At 67.5% G+C, this 15,554-nt stretch carries 19 protein-coding genes; 11 read left to right on the top strand and 8 right to left on the bottom strand.

Annotated features, from left to right (window positions below; all coding sequences use genetic code 11):
* Positions 1-8 precede the first annotated feature (8 nt).
* Positions 9-512 carry a MarR family winged helix-turn-helix transcriptional regulator gene (locus HPF_RS02475; protein ID WP_164868421.1) on the bottom strand — a complete coding sequence of 168 codons (504 nt, stop codon included), beginning with the start codon at positions 510-512 and terminating at the stop codon, positions 9-11.
* A 132-nt stretch (positions 513-644) separates the two neighbouring features.
* Here HPF_RS02475 and HPF_RS02470 point away from each other — a divergent pair, with 132 nt between their 5' ends.
* The 4 genes from HPF_RS02470 to HPF_RS02455 all read left to right on the top strand — a co-directional run bounded on the left by HPF_RS02470 (position 645) and on the right by HPF_RS02455 (position 4,918).
* The gene (locus tag HPF_RS02470; protein ID WP_133155659.1) at positions 645-1,607 is read left to right on the top strand and encodes a Bug family tripartite tricarboxylate transporter substrate binding protein; all 963 of its coding nucleotides are present in this window, start codon (positions 645-647) and stop codon (positions 1,605-1,607) included.
* Positions 1,608-1,634: 27 nt separating this feature from the next.
* Positions 1,635-2,609, top strand: coding sequence for a Bug family tripartite tricarboxylate transporter substrate binding protein (locus tag HPF_RS02465; protein WP_133155658.1), 975 nt, complete (start codon positions 1,635-1,637; stop codon positions 2,607-2,609).
* 91 nt (positions 2,610-2,700) lie between these two features.
* A complete protein-coding gene (locus tag HPF_RS02460) occupies positions 2,701-4,026 on the top strand; it encodes a sulfatase family protein (protein WP_079364728.1) in 1,326 nt (441 codons plus the stop codon).
* A 76-nt stretch (positions 4,027-4,102) separates the two neighbouring features.
* A complete protein-coding gene (locus tag HPF_RS02455) occupies positions 4,103-4,918 on the top strand; it encodes a DODA-type extradiol aromatic ring-opening family dioxygenase (RefSeq protein WP_133155657.1) in 816 nt (271 codons plus the stop codon).
* Here HPF_RS02455 and HPF_RS02450 read toward each other — a convergent pair.
* Positions 4,846-5,844: a LysR family transcriptional regulator gene (locus HPF_RS02450; RefSeq protein ID WP_133155656.1), complete on the bottom strand. Its 999-nt coding sequence runs from the start codon at positions 5,842-5,844 to the stop codon at positions 4,846-4,848. The two genes, HPF_RS02455 and HPF_RS02450, sit on opposite strands and share 73 nt — an antisense overlap.
* Before the next feature lie 130 nt (positions 5,845-5,974).
* Here HPF_RS02450 and HPF_RS02445 point away from each other — a divergent pair, with 130 nt between their 5' ends.
* The 7 genes from HPF_RS02445 to HPF_RS02415 all read left to right on the top strand — a co-directional run bounded on the left by HPF_RS02445 (position 5,975) and on the right by HPF_RS02415 (position 10,427).
* Complete coding sequence (locus HPF_RS02445) at positions 5,975-6,370, top strand: RidA family protein (protein WP_079364246.1); 396 nt, start codon at positions 5,975-5,977, stop codon at positions 6,368-6,370.
* 485 nt (positions 6,371-6,855) lie between these two features.
* Positions 6,856-7,194 (top strand): IS66-like element accessory protein TnpA, encoded by a 339-nt coding sequence (gene tnpA / locus HPF_RS02440; protein WP_133155655.1) that lies wholly within the window; start codon positions 6,856-6,858, stop codon positions 7,192-7,194.
* Positions 7,170-7,523: an IS66 family insertion sequence element accessory protein TnpB gene (gene tnpB, locus HPF_RS02435; protein ID WP_133155654.1), complete on the top strand. Its 354-nt coding sequence runs from the start codon at positions 7,170-7,172 to the stop codon at positions 7,521-7,523. Before tnpA ends, tnpB begins: the two co-directional genes overlap by 25 nt.
* An 84-nt stretch (positions 7,524-7,607) precedes the next feature.
* On the top strand, positions 7,608-9,122 hold the full coding sequence (gene tnpC, locus HPF_RS02430) for an IS66 family transposase (RefSeq protein WP_424955194.1): 1,515 nt from the start codon (positions 7,608-7,610) through the stop codon (positions 9,120-9,122).
* A gap of 24 nt (positions 9,123-9,146) precedes the next feature.
* Positions 9,147-9,752, top strand: coding sequence for a plasmid pRiA4b ORF-3 family protein (locus tag HPF_RS02425; protein WP_133155652.1), 606 nt, complete (start codon positions 9,147-9,149; stop codon positions 9,750-9,752).
* Positions 9,753-9,807: 55 nt separating this feature from the next.
* Entirely contained in the window at positions 9,808-10,155 is a 348-nt protein-coding gene (locus HPF_RS02420; RefSeq protein WP_133155651.1) for a hypothetical protein, read from the top strand.
* A gap of 41 nt (positions 10,156-10,196) precedes the next feature.
* Positions 10,197-10,427: a hypothetical protein gene (locus tag HPF_RS02415; protein ID WP_133155650.1), complete on the top strand. Its 231-nt coding sequence runs from the start codon at positions 10,197-10,199 to the stop codon at positions 10,425-10,427.
* A 45-nt stretch (positions 10,428-10,472) separates the two neighbouring features.
* Here HPF_RS02415 and HPF_RS02410 read toward each other — a convergent pair whose 3' ends face one another.
* Genes HPF_RS02410 through narH form a run of 6 tightly spaced genes read right to left on the bottom strand, consistent with a single transcriptional unit; the run spans position 10,473 to position 15,544 of the window.
* Positions 10,473-11,054 carry a nitroreductase family protein gene (locus HPF_RS02410; RefSeq protein ID WP_133155649.1) on the bottom strand — a complete coding sequence of 194 codons (582 nt, stop codon included), beginning with the start codon at positions 11,052-11,054 and terminating at the stop codon, positions 10,473-10,475.
* Positions 11,051-11,722, bottom strand: coding sequence for a carbonic anhydrase (locus HPF_RS02405; protein WP_066157514.1), 672 nt, complete (start codon positions 11,720-11,722; stop codon positions 11,051-11,053). Before HPF_RS02405 ends, HPF_RS02410 begins: the two co-directional genes overlap by 4 nt.
* 21 nt (positions 11,723-11,743) lie before the next feature.
* Positions 11,744-12,577, bottom strand: coding sequence for a peptidylprolyl isomerase (locus tag HPF_RS02400; protein WP_243721665.1), 834 nt, complete (start codon positions 12,575-12,577; stop codon positions 11,744-11,746).
* A gap of 20 nt (positions 12,578-12,597) precedes the next feature.
* Entirely contained in the window at positions 12,598-13,323 is a 726-nt protein-coding gene (gene narI / locus HPF_RS02395; protein WP_066157520.1) for a respiratory nitrate reductase subunit gamma, read from the bottom strand.
* A complete protein-coding gene (gene narJ, locus HPF_RS02390; protein WP_079364241.1) occupies positions 13,320-14,000 on the bottom strand; it encodes a nitrate reductase molybdenum cofactor assembly chaperone in 681 nt (226 codons plus the stop codon). Before narJ ends, narI begins: the two co-directional genes overlap by 4 nt.
* Before the next feature lie 11 nt (positions 14,001-14,011).
* Complete coding sequence (narH, locus tag HPF_RS02385; protein ID WP_066157525.1) at positions 14,012-15,544, bottom strand: nitrate reductase subunit beta; 1,533 nt, start codon at positions 15,542-15,544, stop codon at positions 14,012-14,014.
* Positions 15,545-15,554: the final 10 nt, after the last annotated feature.

The following is a 15,554-nucleotide window of genomic DNA, read 5'->3' as shown; positions in this document are numbered from 1 at the left end:
GAGGCGGTTCAGTCGGGCGCGTCTTCGAGGGGCGGCAGCAGGTCGCCTCCTGGGTTCAACCGCGAAGCGCTGGCCTGCAGCCGCGCCATCAGTTCGCTGAACCGCCGGCGCTCCGCGTCGCTGAACGGGGAGAGCAGCTCGCGCTGGATCGCCGCGATGCGCGGGAACACCTCGCCATACACGCGCCGCCCCTCGTCGGTCAGGTACACGTGCACCTCGCGCCGGTCCGACGGCTTGGGTTCGCGCCGCAGCAGGCCCTTGTCCGCCAGGCTGGTGATGGCGCGCGAGGTGCGGGCGCGGTCGAGCATGGCGCGCACCGCCAGTTCGGACGACTGCACACCCTCCACGTCGGCCAGGCAGGACAGCACGCGCCACTCGCGCCGCGTGATGCCGTAGTCGCGCTCGCACATGCGCACCACCAGTGGCCCGGCCGTGGCGTGGATGCGGTAGAGGCGGTAGAGCAGCAGGTCGTTCTGCTGCTGCGGGTGCTGGAGCGGGTCGTCGGCGCTCATGGGTGGCGGGTCGGCAGAGGGCTCAGGGAAAACACCGGGAACGATTGATTTCTGCAATTGATTGTCGCTGCCTAGCATGCGGACCTGCAGCGGGGCAAACCCGTTTGACATACAACAAACCGGAGACACACCATGAACAAACGTTCCCTGCTGGGCGCTGCCGCGCTCGCCACCCTCTGTGTGCTGCCCCTGCCCGCGCTGGCGCAGGACAAGCCGCCCCTGAAGATCGTCGTGGGCTTTCCGCCCGGCGGTTCGGCCGACCTGCTCGCGCGCCTGCTGGCCGAGGGCCTGAAGAACGATTTCTCGTCCGTGATCGTGGAGAACAAGCCCGGCGCGGGCGGCCGCATCGCGCTCTCGCACGTCAAGCGCTCGCCCGCCGACGGCCAGACCGTGGTGCTGCTGCCCAGCGGGCCGATGGTGCTGTTCCCGCACGTCTACAAGAAGCTGGACTACGACGCGGTGGCCGACTTCACGCCGATCTCGCAGATCGCGCACTTCCAGTTCAGCGTGGTGGCCGGCCCGTCCGCAGGCGCCAAGAGCGTGGCCGAGATGCTGGCCAAGGCCAAGGCCACACCCGGCAGTGCCACCTACGGCACGCCCGGTTCAGGCACGCTGCCGCACTTCATGGGCGTGATGTTCGGCCAGAAGGCCGGCGCCGAGCTGACCCACGTGCCCTTCCAGGGCGGCGGCCCGGCCAACACGGCACTGCTGGGCGGTCACATCCAGTACAAGTTCGACGTGGTCACCGAGACCGCCGAACTGCACCGTTCGGGCAAGGTGCGCATCCTCGCCGTGACCGGCGCGCAGCGCGACCCGCAGGTGCCCGAGGTGCCCACGCTCAAGGAACAGGGCGTGGACATGGTGGCCACCGCCTGGTTCGCCATGTACGGCCCGGCCGGCCTCAAGCCCGAGGTGCGCGACGCGATCAGCGCCGCCGTGGCGAAGGCAGTGCGCACGCCCGCGCTGCGCGCCAGGCTCCTCGAGCAGGGCTACGAGCCGGTGGGCTCGACCCCGGCCGAACTGGCCGCCGCCCAGGCCGCCGACCTCAAGCGCTGGGAAGGCCCGATCAAGGCCACCGGCGTGCAGCTGGACTGACCTTCCCGTTTTTTTCTCAGGATTTCCATGAACCGCTTCCGTCGCCACACCGTGGCCGCGCTGGCCTGCGCGGCCCTCTTACCCTTCTCTGTCGCACACGCCCAGGCCCCGGCCTGGCCCGCCAAACCCGTCACCTTCGTCAACAACTTCCCGCCCGGCGGCCCGTCGGACCTGCTGGCGCGTTCGGTCGCCGCCGTGCTGCAGGCGGGCCTCAAGCAGCCCTTCGTGGTGGAGAACAAGGCCGGTGCCAGCGGCAACATTGGCGCGGCGCAGGTGGCCAAGGCCGCGCCCGACGGCCACACCGTGCTGGTCGGCATCGACACCACGTTCACCATCAACCCGCACCTGTACCCGACCATGCCGTTCAAGCCGGGGGATCTCAAACCGGTGGTGATCATGGCCTCGTCGGGCCTGCTGCTGGGGGTGAACCCCGGCACCGGCATCAAGAGCTTTGGCGACCTGCTGAGCCAGGGCCGCAGCAAGGGCCTGAACTTCAGTTCGGCCGGCAACGGCAGCCCGGGCCACCTGGCGGCGGCCACGCTCGGCAACAGCACGCCCGTCAAGGCCCTGCACGTGCCCTACCGCGGCAACACCCCGGCCGTGACCGCCATTCTCAGCGGCGAGGTGGACGGCGGCATCCTGGCCACGCCCGGCATGCTGCCGCATGTGCAGAGCGGCCGGATCACTGCGTTGGCCGTCACCAGCGCGCGCCGCTCGCAGCTGGCGCCGCAGCTGCCCACGGTGGCCGAGCTGGGCTTCAAGGCGCTCGAATCCGAGGTGCTGTACCTGGTGATGGTGCCCGCCGCCACGCCCGACGCCGTGGTGCAGGCCCTGGCCACGGGCATCACCGACGCGCTGCAGCGACCCGACGTGAAGGAGCGCATGAAGGGCCTGGACCTGTTCTTCGAAGGCCAGACCGGCGCCGCCGCGGCCCAGCGGCTGGCCGACCTGAACACGCGCTACGGCCAGATCGTGCGCGCCACCGGCATGAAGGCGGACTGAGATGAACCTGCCCCCACGCTCCCCCGCTGCGCGCGGTCCGCTGCCCCCCGAGGGGGGCGTCAGTGCCTTCGGGCGGCCGGGCGCCACTGACATGAAACGTCCCAACATCATCTACATCGTCAGCGACGACCTGGGCTACGCCGACCTGGGCTGCTACGGCGGCCGGCCCGCCGGCTTCGGCGCGGTGTCGCCGAACATCGACGCCCTGGCCGCCGGCGGCCTGCGCCTGACCGAGGGCTACAGCAACTCGCCCGTGTGTTCGCCCACGCGCTTTGCCATGGCCACCATGCGCTGGCAGTACCGGCTGCGCGGCGCGCTGGAAGAGCCCATCAACAGCCGCAGCAAGGGCAGCGACACGCTGGGCCTGCCCCCCGAGATCCCCACCCTGCCCTCGCTGCTGAAGGACGCCGGCTACCGCACCGCGCTGATCGGCAAATGGCACCTGGGCTACCCGCCGCACTTCGGCCCGCTGCGCTCGGGCTACGAGGAGTTCTTTGGCATCATGGCCGGCGGCGTGGACTACTTCACCCACTGCTCGTCGAATGGCGACCACGACCTCTACATTAACGACGACACCCACAAGGAGGTCGGTTACCTGACCGACGTGTTCTCGAACAAGGCGGTGGAGCATGTGAAGGCGCGCGCCGCCGAGGCCCGCGCCGGCACACCGTTCTTCCTGAGCCTGCACTACACCGCGCCGCACTGGCCCTGGGAGACGCGCGACGACGCGCACGTGGCGCCCGAGGTGGCGAAGAACCTGTTCCACCTGCACGGCGGCAGTGTCGAGGCCTACCGTCGCATGATCCACCACATGGACGAGGGCATCGGCTGGCTGGTTGCCGCGCTGCGCGAGGAAGGCCTGCTGGAGAACACGCTGATCGTCTTCACCAGCGACAACGGCGGCGAGCGCTTCAGTGACAACTGGCCGCTGGTGGGCGGCAAGATGGACCTGACCGAGGGCGGCATCCGCGTGCCCTGGATCGCCCACTGGCCGGCCGTGGTCCCGGCCGGTTCGGTGAGCGGACAACACTGCCTGACCATGGACTGGTCGGCCACCATGCTCGAACTCGGCGGCGGCCAGCCCCACCCCGACTACCCGCTGGACGGCGTGTCGCTGGCGGCGCTGCTGCACGACCCGGCCCACCGCTTCGAGCGGCCCATGGCCTGGCGCATGAACCACCGCGGCCAGCGCGCGCTGCGCGAGGGCGACTGGAAGTACCTGATGGTGGACGGCCACGAGTACCTGTTCAACATCGCCGCCGACGCGCGCGAACGCGCCAACCGCGCGCCGCTGGAACCGCAGCGCCTGGCCGACATGCGCCAGCGCTGGCTGGACTGGGACGCCAGCCTGCCGCCGATTCCGGCCGACGCCACGGTGAGTCTGGGCTACGGCGCCAAGGACATGCCCCAGCGCTGACCCACGGTTCGCCACCGCCCGGTAGCATCGGTGCTGGCCGACGGCTGGATCGGCCCCCGACGCAAGGAGCTGCACCATGTCCCGTCTGCCCACCTACTACGTCTCGCACGGCGGCGGCCCCTGGCCCTGGATGCGCGAGCAGACCGGCGGCCGCTACGACCGCCTCGAAGCCTCGCTGCAGGCCATGGCCAAGGCCCACGAAGGCCAGGTGCGCGCAATCCTGATGGTCACCGCGCACTGGGAGACGCCCGACTTCACGCTGTCGTCGTCGGCCCAGCCGGGCATGCTCTACGACTACTACGGCTTCCCGCCCCACACCTACCAGGTCCACTACCGCGCCCCCGGCTCGCCCGAGCTGGCGCAGCGCGCGCTGGAGTTGCTGCAGGCCGGCGGCGTGACGGCCCGCCTCAACCCCGAACGCGGCTTCGACCACGGCACCTTCTCCGCCCTGCAGGCCGCCTACCCCGAGGCGCAGATTCCGGTGGTGCAGCTCTCGGTGCTGCAGAGCTTCGACCCCGCCGCCCACATCGCCGCCGGCCGCCTGCTGGCGCCGCTGCGCGACGAAGGCGTGCTCATCATCGGCAGCGGCCTGAGCTACCACAACCTGCGCCTGCTCAACGCGGCCGGCACCGTGCCCTCGCAGCAGTTCGACGCCTGGCTGCAGCAGACACTGACCGCGGCCACACCCGACGAGCGCGAAGCGCAGCTGCTGCAATGGGAACAAGCGCCGTCGGCCCGCATCGCGCATGCGCGCGAAGACCACCTGATCCCGCTGATGGTGGCGGTGGGCGCGGCGCACAGCGACGCCGGCGCCTGCGTCTACCACGAGGACCTGTTCATGGGCGTGGTGGCGGCGTCGAGTTTCCGCTTCGGGGCGGTGGCGGCCGGCTGACGCGGGCGGCGCACGCCCACCGGCGCCTTCTCGCCCACCACGTCCACCACCCAGTCCACGAACACGCGCAGCTTCGCGCTCACGTACCGGTTCGGCGGGTACGCCAGGTACAGCGGCATCGGGTCAAAGCGCCAGCCATTGAACACGGGCACCAGCTCCCCGCGGGCCGCGTGTTCATCGGCCATGTAAGTGGGCAGCGACAAGACCCCCAGCCCGGCCAGGCCCGCCGCCAGATAGGCGTTGCCGTCGTCCAGCGCCAGCACATGGCGGCCCTGCACGGTGATGCGTTCGTCGTCACCGCGCTGCAGGGCGTAGGGCGGCACACGGCCGCTGCGCATGCTCATGAACCCCACGATGCGATGGTGCGAGTTCTCCAGGTCCTGGGGGTGTTCCGGCATGCCGTGGCGCTGAAGATAGGCGGGCGCTGCGTAGGCGCCGATCTGCAGCTCGCCCACCCGGCGCGCGACCAGCGACGGGTCGGTGATGTCGCCCCCGCGGATCACGCAGTCCACGCTGTCGCCGATCAGGTCCACCATGCGGTCGCTCACGCCCATGTCGATCTGAATGTCGGGGTACATCGCATGGAAGCCCGGCAGCGCGGGCACGAGCACGAAGCGCGCGAGCGGGCTGGGCACGTCCACGCGGAGCCGGCCGCGGGGTGAGGTCTTGGCGCTGGAGAGGCTGGTCTCGGCATCGTCCAGCTCGGCCAGCAGACGCACCACACGCTCGTAGTAGGCCGCTCCGTCGGCCGTCACCTGCACCTTGCGCGTGGTGCGGTGGAGCAGCTTCACGCGCAGGTGCGCCTCAAGCTGCTGGATGAGCTGGGTCACGCTGGTCTTGTTCAGGCGCAGCGTTTCGGCCGCCTTGGTGAAGCTGCCGGCCTCCACCACACGCGCAAATGCCTGCATGGCATCGAATCGGTCCATGGCGTTTCCCAGGGCCTCCGTGATTGTTCGGATTCCGCAAAAAGTGTTTGTGGTGGTGGCCGGTTGATGCGCGCGAGCGGCGTTCCTAGACTCCCCGACCTTCCCAACCATTGTTTCAGAAAGCCGATTCATGACCAGCCCACGCGACGTTGTTTTCCCTGCCGGCCGCCAGGCCTTGTACGAGCAGAACCGCTACTCGCCCGCCATCCGCTCCAACGGCTTTCTGTTCGTGTCAGGCCAGGTGGGCAGCCGGCCAGACGGATCGCCCGAGAGCGACCTGCCCACGCAGGTGCGCCTCGCCTTCCAGAACCTCAACAGCATCCTTGAAGCCGCAGGCTGCAGCTTCAAAGACGTCATCGACGTGACCGTGTTCATGGTGAACCCGGAGCAGAACTTCGAGGTGGCGTGGCCCGTGGTGCAAGAGCACTGGGGCGAGGCACCGCACCCCACACTCACCGGCATCGGCGTCACCTGGCTCTATGGCTTTCAGTTCGAGATCAAGGTGATCGCAAAGCTGCCTTCGTGAACTGCGGAGCAGGCTCTGTCGCTCAGGCCATCGACACGCCGCTAGACTGCTGCACAGGTAGCGGCCGCGATCCGTCGGGTTTTTCGAATCTGTTGAACCTGGTCAGGCTTCCGATCGAACGCGATACAGGGGTGATTTCAAATGGCTTTTGGAGGTGTCATGCGACATTGTTTAAAGACTGGCAAAAGTGTTGTCCTCCGCTTTGCGGGATAGATCACAAGTTAGGCGTCACAGGACATGCCGCAGGGCCATCCCATCCTCGCCGAGTTTCAACGCGCCCTCCAAGCGCACTACACCTGCTACATCATGGCGACGATGGGCATGAACTCGGCTCGCGCGGTCTACGCCAACGCGGCCCCCTCGAACCGCGTCTTCATTGGTCCACGAGACCCTTCAAAGCACCGTAAGCGCGCGGTCATCCCACCCTTGAAGGGATTGGTCTAAGCGGCAACGATGGTGTCCACCAAGCGATTTAGGTGGACACCATGAATGAAGCCAAGAAGAAGACCCGCCGGCGGCACAGCGCCGAGCTCAAGCAGCAGATCCTCAGTCAGTGCGCCGAGCCCGGCGCATCGGTGGCCAGCATCGCCTTGTCGCACGGCATCAACGCCAATGTCGTTCACAAATGGCGCCGCGGAGCGGGTGGCTCGCTGCCTGCACTGCAGGCCCCTGCATTCGTGCCGGTAGCTTTGCCGCCCGCGGCGTACGCGCCTGCACCAGACATCCGCATCGATCTGCGCCGTGGCGCCACCACCGTCTCGGTGACCTGGCCCCTGGCGGCGGCCGATCAGTGCGCCGTATGGATGCGAGAGCTGCTCAAGTGATCCGGGTGGATGCCCTGTGGCTGGCCACCGAGCCGCTGGACATGCGAGCGGGCACCGAGACGGCGCTGGCCCGTGTGGTGTTGGTCTTCGGCGCAGCGCGCCCGCACCACGCCTACCTGTTCGCCAATCGCCGCGCCAACCGCATGAAGGTGCTGGTGCACGACGGCATCGGTGTGTGGCTGGCAGCGCGGCGCCTGAACAGCGGCAAATTCGTCTGGCCGCGTGATACGGCAAGCACCGCCTCGCTCACCCGCGCCCAGTTCGATGCGCTGGTGCTGGGCCTACCCTGGCAGCGCCTAGCCGACGGTGGTGTCATCACCGTGGTCTGACTCTGAGGGGCAGACCAGGGCTTGCCAATTGGGGCATGCGCCAATGGTGCGGGTGTGCCAGTGCTGGCACAGTGAATGCCCATGGTGGTCGAGCCTCAATCCCTGCAGAGCCTGAGCGCAGAAGAGCTGCGTGAGCTGACCTCGCGCCTCATGACGCAGCTGCGCCACCAGAGCGCGCTGCTGGACAAACTCACGCACGAGAACGCGCTCTTGAAGCGCATGAAGTTCGCGGCCCAGTCCGAACGCTTCAACCCCGAACAGAAGAGCCTGCTCGAAGACGAGATCGAGGCCGACCTGGCGGCCGTGGCCACGGAGATTGACGCGCTACAGGAAGCGCAAGCGCCGGCCAAGCTGGAAGAGAAGAAGGTGCCCAAACGCGCCCCTCTTCCCGCCAACCTGCCGCGGCGCGAGATCCGCCACGAGCCCGACTCGACCACTTGCGCCTGCGGCTGTCAGATGAAGCGCGTGGGAGAGGACGTAGCCGAGAAGCTGGACTACGTGCCTGGCGTGTTCACGGTGGAGCGCCACATCCGGGGCAAGTGGGCCTGCGCGAAGTGCGAGACCATTCACCAGGTACCCGTCGATCCGCACATCATCGACAAAGGCATCCCCACCACCGGGCTGCTGGCGCAGGTGCTGGTGACCAAGTACGCCGATCACCTGCCGCTGTACCGTCAGGAAGCGATCTTCGGCCGCGCCGGTTTGGCGATTCCGCGCTCCACACTCGCTCAATGGGTGGGCTCATGCGGCGTGCAATTGCAGCCACTGGTCGATGCCATGAGACACGAGCTGCTGCAACACCGCGTGCTGCATGCCGACGAGACGCCGGTGTCCATGCTCAAACCGGGCAACGGAAAGACACATCGGGCCTACCTCTGGGCCTATGCCACGGGTGCCTTCGAGAACACCAAGGTGGTCGTCTACGACTTCTGCGAATCGCGCTCGGGCGAACATGCCCGGCGCTTCCTGGGTGACTGGAGAGGCAGCCTCACCTGTGACGACTTCAGCGGCTACAAGGCCTTGATCGCCAGTGGCGTGACCGAGGTTGGCTGCCTGGCGCACGCACGGCGCAAGTTCTTTGATCTGCACGCGGCGAACCAGAGCCAGATCGCAGAGTTCGCGCTCCAGCAGTTCGGCCGTGTCTACGAGATCGAGCGCGAGGTCAAGGAGCTCAGCGCCAATCAACGCCAAGTCATCCGGCAACAACAAGCGAAGCCGCTGCTCGATGCCCTGCACCAGTGGATGCTGCTGCAGCGCCAGAAGGTGCCCGAGGGTTCAGCGAGTGCCAAGGCGCTGGACTACAGCCTGCGGCGCTGGGAGGCTCTGACACGGTTCGTCCACGATGGGCAACTGCCCGTGGACAACAACTGGATCGAGAACCAGATCCGCCCGATTGCCATTGGTCGAAACAACTGGCTCTTCGCTGGCAGCCTGCGTGCGGGCCAGCGGGCGGCTGCCGTCATGAGCTTGATTCAGTCAGCGCGCATGAACGGGCATGACCCCTACGCCTACCTGCGCGATGTGATGGCAAGCCTGCCCATGCAGCGCGCCAGCCAGATCGGTGAGCTGCTGCCGCACCGTTGGCAGCCCATGAGCTGAGTCGCAGACTGGTAGCCTTGGGGCATGAGCAAGCCCAAGATTGCCAAGCGCTCCACCGTCGTGCAGCGCGTCTACCAACTGCACATCCAGCTCGAATACCTGGAGCCAGCGATTTGGCGCCGGCTCTGGGTGCCCGATACGGTGACGCTGGACAAACTTGATCGCGTCATTCAGACCGCCATGGGCTGGATGAACACGCACATGCATGCCTTCGACGTGAGCGCAGTGCGCTACGCGATACCCGACCCCGATTGGCCGTCCAGAGTCGAGACGAGGGATGAACGGGTGTTCGATCTCAGGGCGGTGCTTGCCGACGGCACCACCGAATTCATCTATACCTACGACTTTGGCGACGACTGGCGCCACCGGATCCATGTCGAGGCGGCCTTGGAGCCCGGCGCGAAGAACACTCGCCCGCTTTGCGTAGCCGGAGCCAACGCCTGTCCGCCTGAAGATGTGGGCGGGCCACCGGGCTACAGCGACTTCTTGCAGGCCATCGTCGATCCCGTGCATCCGGAGCACTTGCATCCGGAGCACTTGGCGATGTGGGAGTGGAACGGCGGGCCGTTCGACCCTGCAGGCTTCGACCTCAATGCCGTGAACGCCGGGATGCGCAAGCTGCGCCTATAGAGCCCCGTCAAGATGGGGCGGCCAGACGCTTACAAAGCACCGAGCGACTGCGAGCATGAGCCAGCTTGAGCTTCACTCCAAAATGAAGCCTGATGGCGAGTTTTCAGATGTTTTGGCAAAGGCGCTACTCGTTGAGATCTACTCTGAGTGGGAGGAGTACTTTCGCCCACGCTTTGCAACCGCCATCGGGACCGAGAAGAACATGGTTCGGTGCGATCTACTTGGTGACCTTCGCCAGATCCGAAACTGCATCGTTCATGATCGATCAACGCTCGCGACGAAACATACCAAGCTGACCACCCTGCGTTGGTCACTCAAACCGGGGCCCCTACTCGTCACTAAAGACATGTTCAGCACATTCGTTGATCAAGCGAACGACCTTGAAGTCACCGTCGAGCCGTAGCACGGTGACGCCTCGTATTCCCCAGCATCATCCCCACCCCCATGAAACCTCTGCCCTCTCTTTACCGCATGTCCACCCACTGGTTGTGGGCGCTCGGTCTCTGCGCAGGCCTCGCCGGTTGCGGGCCCGACACGGTGGGGGCGGCCGCCACGGCCGCCAAGCTGCAGGCCGACAGCGCAGAGCGCGCCCAGGCGCAGGCGGCGAAGCTCAAACAGGACCTGGAAGCCGCCGTCAAGGCGAGAGAAGCGTCGACCGCTGCGGCCGGTCAGTAGCGCGCGGGAGAGCGGTCGGACAGAGGCGCGGAGGCGGCCGCGCTATCAAAGCCCCGGCGCCGCCAGCACCCCGGTGAACGCCTCCACCTCCGGCCGCGCCCGCCCCTGCGGCGCCCGCGTCGGGGTGCCCAGGCTGACGAAGCAGATTGCGTGCTCCCCCGGGCCCAGGCCGAACAGTTCGCGCACCGCCCTGGACTTCAAGCCCTTGCCCGAGGTCAGCGCCGAGCCGTAGCCCAGCTCGGTGGCCATCAGCAGCAGGTTCTGCACCGCGCAGCCGGCCGAGAGGGTGCGCTCCAACACGTCCACCTCGGGGTCGCCGCGGTCGTCGTCCACCACCAGCAACAGCAGCTCGGGCGCGCGCTCGGCCTTCTCGCGCGCCTGCGCCTGCTGTTCGGCGGTGGCGTCGGGGTCGCGTTCGATCAGGGCCTGCGCCAGCGCGTCGCCCAGCCGCCCGCGCTGCGCTGTCGGGATGCGCACGAAGCGCCAGGGCAGCAGCTGGTTGTGGTCGGGTGCGGTGGCGGCGGCGGCCAGGCACTGGCGCAGCTGGTCTTCCGAAGGGCCCGGTTCCACCAGGCGTTTGGGCAGCGTGGTGCGCCGCGTCTGCATCAGCTCCAGCAAAGGGATCATTCAAGCACCTGTCCGTCGTGCTCCACATAGGGCAGGTAGGGGCCGGTGCCGCTGTGGTCCGACTCCGAGGCCGGCACGAAGGCGCCGCGCACCGCATCGAACACATGCACCTCGCCCTGTTCGATCACGTAGTGCCATCCGTGCAGCGTGAGGTGGCCGGCCTCGACGGCGCGGCGCACCATGGGGTAGTCCATCAGGCGCATCAGCTGCAGCACCACGGCGCGCTGCTCGGTGCGGCACAGCGCCTCGGGGCTGGGCTGCACCGGCAGCAGGGCCTCGTCGGCCAGCCGCAGCCAGGCCTTGAGGGCCACCGCCTCTTCCGGTGCGCCTTCGTAGGCGGTGCGGATGGCGCCGCAGTGGCTGTGGCCGCAGACGATGATGCGTTCGACCTTGAGGCCGAGCACCGCGAACTCGATCGCCGCCATCGTTCCATGCAGCCCGTGCGACTGGTCGTAGGGCGGCACGAAGGCGCCCACGTTGCGCACGATGAACAGGTCGCCCGGGGCGGCACCCGTCAGCAGGTAGGGCACCAGGCGCGAGTCGCTGCAACCGATGAACAGGGTCTTGGGGTGCTGGCCCTGCGCCACCAGGTCCTGAAAGCGCTGCTGGTGGCGGGGGAAGTAGTCCTCGTGGAAATCGCGCAGGCGCAGCAGGAGGTCGTCGGGCATGGCGGTCTCCGGCTCAGCGCGTCACTGCACCAGGGGCGAGTCCGCACCTTCGAGTTCGATGCCTTCCACCTTGGCCTGCCCCACCAGCAGCCGCATGTACTGCCGCAGCGCGGTCGCGCGCGACTGGTGCTGCAGGCGCTGGCGGATCGCGTCGGCCACCTCTTCGTAGGCGGGCAGGGTGCCCTTCTTGCGGCCCAGCACCTCGATGATGTGCAGGCCGAAGCGCGTGTGCACCAGGCGCGGGTGCACGCCCATGCCCCAGCGTGAGTCGCTCTGGAAGAACAGCTCGTTGGCCAGTTCGGGCGCACAGTCTTCGGGCGTGACCCAGCCCAGGTCGCCGCCTTCGGCGCTGGACGGGCAGTTGGACAGCTCGGCCGCCAGCTGCTCGAAGCGGCCGGGCGGCACGTCCTTGCGGATCAGTTCCAGCAGCGCGGCTTCGGCGCGCTGCGTCAGCGCGTGCACGTTCACACCCGGCGTGACGGCGAACAGGATGTGCCGCACATGCAGTGCCTGGCCAACGATGAAGTGGTTCTTGTTGGCTTCGTAGTAGCGCTGGCACTCGTCGTCGGTCGGATCGGGCGAGACGACCTCGTCGTCGGTCATGGCCTCGATCACGTGGCGCTCGGCCTCGTTGAGCGTGGGCGCCACCAGCCCGCTGAAGCGGGGCAACAGGCCCTGGTGCACCGCGCGCTGGCGCAGCAGTTCGGTGTAGGCGCGCTCGCGCAGGGTCTCGGCGTCCAGTGCCTCGCCCGGCTCGTGCAGCGCGATGCCGTTGATGCTGGCGGGCACGATCTGCATCTGGCCGGAGCAGGCGCAGTGCGCGCTGCCGCAGCCTTGGGAGGTGCTGTCGCTCATGGTCATTCCTTGTTGCATGTTCAGCGACCCCGCTGGCTCAGGGGTTGCTGGGGCGTCATGCCGACGCGGCGACTGCGCACCACCTGGTAGGGGCGCGTGATGTAGGCCAGCGTGCCGAAGCCGCTCCACACGTGCACCAGGCGGGTGAACGGGAAGATCAGGAAGATGCTCATGCCCAGAAACATGTGGGCCTTGAACACCCAGCTGGCATCGGCGATCAGCTCGGCCGCGCCACCGCGGAAGGTGACGATGCGCTGCGCCCATTCGGCCAGCAGCATCATCATGCCGCCGTCCAGGTGCTGGGCCGACAGCGGGATGGTGGCCAGGCCCAGCGCGAACTGCGCCCACAGCAACCACAGCAGCACGATGTCACTCGTCTTGCTGGTGGCGCGGATGCGCGCGTCCGACAGGCGGCGGTGCAGCAACAGGCTCACGCCGATGAAGCCGAACAGGCCGAACAGGCCGCCCGAGACCATGGCCATGAGCTGCTTGGCGCCCGCGGTCATGAAGGGCTCGTACACCGCGTGCGGCGTGAGCATGCCCACCGTGTGGCCGAAGAACAGGAACAGGATGCCGACGTGGAACAGGTTGCTGCCCCAGCGCAGCTGTCCCTTGCGCAGCAGCTGCGACGAATCGCTCTTCCAGCTGTACTGGTCGCGGTCGAAGCGGATCAGGCTGCCCAGCAAAAAGACAGTGAGCGCGATGTACGGATAGATGCCAAAGACGAAGTTGTGGAAGCCGTTCATGCTGCGACTCCTTGAGAAGCGTTGGATTTCTGGCGGACGATGTGGATGGGCTGTGCCTGGCCGGGCCGGTTCTGGCCGCGGGTGGCGCAGCCGTCGAAGGCCTCGGGCTCTGCCCAGGCCTCGTCGAGCGCCTCGTCGGCCTTGAAGGGCACGGCCTCGGCCTTCTGGCCGGCCAGCTCCAGCACGGCGGCGACGACGGCGGCGTAGGGGCTCTCGCGCTTGAGCAGGGCGCTGAAGATGGCGTTCAGGATGTGCGCCACCTCACCGAGGAAGGCCTTGGCCAGCGCGGGCGGCTGGGTGGAGGCGAACTCCAGCACCACGCCCAGGTGGTCGGGCAGTTCCTCGGGGCCGAGGTAGAGGCCGGCCTTCTCGTAGGTCTGCACCAGGTCGATCATGGCCGGGCCGCGGTCGCGCGAGTCGCCGTGCACATGTTCGAACAAATGCAGCGAGGTGGCGCGGCCACGGTCGAAGGTCTCGACGTAGCGGGCTTCCACCTCCAGCGGGTCGCGGCGCACCAGGTCGGCGGCCAGCGCGCGCAGCTCGGCGCGGCGCGCGGCGGGCACCGCGGCCTCTTCGTCGATGGCCGCGATCAGCGGCGCCAGCTCGCTGCGCAGCTGCGCATCGGGGTAGGCCAGCAGGCGCGCCAGCGCGCGCAGGGAATAGCGGGTGTTCTTCATGGCGTTTCCTTTCAGACCACCGACTGGATCGGGATGGTGCGGCGCTTGCTGCCACCGAACAGGCTGGTTTCCGAGGCGCCGTCCGAGCAGCCGTTACCGAACGAGAAGCCGCAGCCACCGCGCAGGTCGAAGGCGTTTTCGGCGTACTCGCGGTGCGAACTGGGAATGACGAAGCGGTCTTCGTAGTTGGCAATGGCCATGATCTGGTACATCTCCTCGACCTCGGCGCGACTCAGGCCGGTCTGCTCCAGCACCTTGAGGTTCTCCACGCCGTCCACGTGCTTGCCGCGCTGGTAGGCGCGCATGGCCAGCATGCGTTCGAGCGCGCGCACCACCGGCGCGGTGTCGCCCGCGGTCAGCAGGTTGGCCAGGTACTGCAGCGGAATGCGCATCTGGCTGAAGTCGGGCAGCTCGCCGTTGGCACCGATCTGGCCGGCGTTGGCGGCGGCGCTGATCGGCGAGAGCGGCGGCACGTACCAGACCATGGGCAGGGTGCGGTACTCGGGGTGCAGCGGCAGCGCGATCTTCCAGTCGATGGCCATCTTGTAGACCGGGCTCTTGCGCGCGCCTTCGAGCCAGCTCTCGGGGATGCCGTCGGCACGGGCCTGCTCGATCACGGCCGGGTCGTTGGGGTCGAGGAACAGGTCGAGCTGGGCCTGGTAGAGGTCCTTCTCGTCGGGCACGCTGGCGGCCTCGGCGATGCGGTCGGCGTCGTACAGCACCACACCCAGGTAGCGGATGCGGCCCACGCAGGTTTCACTGCACACGGTGGGCTGGCCGGCCTCGATGCGCGGGTAGCAGAAGATGCACTTCTCGGCCTTGCCGGTCTGCCAGTTGTAGTAGATCTTCTTGTAGGGGCAGCCGCTGACGCACATGCGCCAGCCGCGGCACTTGTCCTGGTCGATCAGGACGATGCCGTCGTCCTCGCGCTTGTAGATCGAGCCCGAGGGGCACGATGCCACGCACGCCGGGTTGAGGCAGTGCTCGCACAGGCGCGGCAGGTACATCATGAAGGTGTTCTCGAACTGGCCGACCATGTCCTTCTGGACCTGCTCGAAGTTCGCGAGGTTGGCGTCCGCGCTGCGCTTGCTGAACTCGCCGCCCAGGATTTCTTCCCAGTTCGGGCCCCACTCGATCTTCTCCATGCGCTGGCCGGTGATCAGGCTGCGCGGCCGTGCGGTGGGCGCGGCCTTCACCTCGGGCGCCGACTGCAGATGGTCGTAGTCGAAGGTGAAGGGTTCGTAGTAGTCGTCGATCTGCGGCAGGTTGGGGTTGCTGAAGATCTTCATCAGCAGCGACCACTTGCCACCCTGCTTGGGCACGATGGAACCGTCGGCCTTGCGGACCCAGCCACCGTTCCACTTGTCCTGGTTCTCCCACTCCTTGGGGTAACCGATGCCGGGCTTGGTCTCCACGTTGTTGAACCAGGCGTATTCCACGCCGGGGCGGCTGGTCCAGACGTTCTTGCAGGTGACCGAACAGGTGTGGCAACCGATGCACTTGTCCAGGTTCAGCACCATCGCGATTTGGGCACGTACTTTCATCTTGTTTTCT

This window comes from Hydrogenophaga pseudoflava (assembly GCF_004353865.1).
GTDB lineage: Bacteria > Pseudomonadota > Gammaproteobacteria > Burkholderiales > Burkholderiaceae_C > Hydrogenophaga > Hydrogenophaga pseudoflava.
This window is presented reverse-complemented; position numbering and strand designations above follow the sequence as displayed.

Bases quoted from the DNA above. Each gene is read 5' to 3' on its own strand.
- HPF_RS02475 (WP_164868421.1), bottom strand. From the start codon at position 512: ATGAGCGCCGACGACCCGCTCCAGCACCCGCAGCAGCAGAACGACCTG.
- HPF_RS02470 (WP_133155659.1), top strand. From the start codon at position 645: ATGAACAAACGTTCCCTGCTGGGCGCTGCCGCGCTCGCCACCCTCTGT.
- HPF_RS02465 (WP_133155658.1), top strand. From the start codon at position 1,635: ATGAACCGCTTCCGTCGCCACACCGTGGCCGCGCTGGCCTGCGCGGCC.
- HPF_RS02460 (WP_079364728.1), top strand. From the start codon at position 2,701: ATGAAACGTCCCAACATCATCTACATCGTCAGCGACGACCTGGGCTAC.
- HPF_RS02455 (WP_133155657.1), top strand. From the start codon at position 4,103: ATGTCCCGTCTGCCCACCTACTACGTCTCGCACGGCGGCGGCCCCTGG.
- HPF_RS02450 (WP_133155656.1), bottom strand. From the start codon at position 5,844: ATGGACCGATTCGATGCCATGCAGGCATTTGCGCGTGTGGTGGAGGCC.
- HPF_RS02445 (WP_079364246.1), top strand. From the start codon at position 5,975: ATGACCAGCCCACGCGACGTTGTTTTCCCTGCCGGCCGCCAGGCCTTG.
- tnpA (WP_133155655.1), top strand. From the start codon at position 6,856: ATGAATGAAGCCAAGAAGAAGACCCGCCGGCGGCACAGCGCCGAGCTC.
- tnpB (WP_133155654.1), top strand. From the start codon at position 7,170: ATGGATGCGAGAGCTGCTCAAGTGATCCGGGTGGATGCCCTGTGGCTG.
- HPF_RS02425 (WP_133155652.1), top strand. From the start codon at position 9,147: ATGAGCAAGCCCAAGATTGCCAAGCGCTCCACCGTCGTGCAGCGCGTC.
- HPF_RS02420 (WP_133155651.1), top strand. From the start codon at position 9,808: ATGAGCCAGCTTGAGCTTCACTCCAAAATGAAGCCTGATGGCGAGTTT.
- HPF_RS02415 (WP_133155650.1), top strand. From the start codon at position 10,197: ATGAAACCTCTGCCCTCTCTTTACCGCATGTCCACCCACTGGTTGTGG.
- HPF_RS02410 (WP_133155649.1), bottom strand. From the start codon at position 11,054: ATGATCCCTTTGCTGGAGCTGATGCAGACGCGGCGCACCACGCTGCCC.
- HPF_RS02405 (WP_066157514.1), bottom strand. From the start codon at position 11,722: ATGCCCGACGACCTCCTGCTGCGCCTGCGCGATTTCCACGAGGACTAC.
- HPF_RS02400 (WP_243721665.1), bottom strand. From the start codon at position 12,577: ATGAGCGACAGCACCTCCCAAGGCTGCGGCAGCGCGCACTGCGCCTGC.
- narI (WP_066157520.1), bottom strand. From the start codon at position 13,323: ATGAACGGCTTCCACAACTTCGTCTTTGGCATCTATCCGTACATCGCG.
- narJ (WP_079364241.1), bottom strand. From the start codon at position 14,000: ATGAAGAACACCCGCTATTCCCTGCGCGCGCTGGCGCGCCTGCTGGCC.
- narH (WP_066157525.1), bottom strand. From the start codon at position 15,544: ATGAAAGTACGTGCCCAAATCGCGATGGTGCTGAACCTGGACAAGTGC.